The sequence below is a fragment of the Cupriavidus sp. L7L genome (genome assembly GCF_004353535.1).
Taxonomy (GTDB): Bacteria; Pseudomonadota; Gammaproteobacteria; order Burkholderiales; family Burkholderiaceae; genus Cupriavidus; species Cupriavidus oxalaticus_A.
Map to the genome: position 1 here is coordinate 1 of NZ_SMNY01000068.1, position 693 is coordinate 693.

Sequence of the window (693 nt, forward strand, 5' to 3'; positions counted from 1 at the left end):
ACGTCAGCCATCACCTCGCGGCGCATCCGGCCCCAGCTCACCGGCTTGGGTTCTTCGGTGCGCTTGCGGCAGACGTGGATGATGTCGTACTCGATTTTCTGAGAACCGAATTGGCCGTCCCCCTTGGTTTCGTCCGCCCGGATCGGGTAGGTAGCCTCGAGGTAAAAGCCTGCGTCGAACAAAGACTCCAGCACGGCCACCCATGGTTCGTCTTCACTGTGATGAAAAGTGAAAGCTAGGAGTCCTCCTGGCTTAAGAATGCGATGCGCTTCTCTCCAGCATTGAGTAAGCAGACGCTGATAGAAACCATCTGGATCGTCTGGCTCGCGAGACGCATTCGTAACTGCCTCAAGAGACTTAAGTGTCAAATCGGTAGAGAAGACCGTTGGGTAAATTTGCTTCAAACCGAGGCGGAGCCAGACATAGAAGAAATCGGAGAGCTCCGCATATTGGATGTTGTCACCGAATGGAGGGTCCGTAATCACCATGTCCACCGAGCCATCGGCCAAGTGATCCAGAGATGTAGACGATGCGAGCTTTACCGCAACCTCTTGAACTGGATCTCCGGGGCTAACTTTTTCACTCTTCCCCGAACATTGTTCTGCCAAGTGGGGTTGCGCCCTTGCAAGATGAGCTGTGCTCACCACATCCCAAGGCTTGCGAGCCCATTCGAGCCCCTCAAGAACACCTTCG

Annotated in this window: 1 pseudogene; it reads right to left on the reverse strand. The window is 54.5% G+C overall.

Annotation, left to right across the window (positions count from 1 at the left end):
- Positions 1-693, reverse strand: a pseudogene (locus E1J61_RS35180) (DNA methyltransferase); the annotation flags it as partial.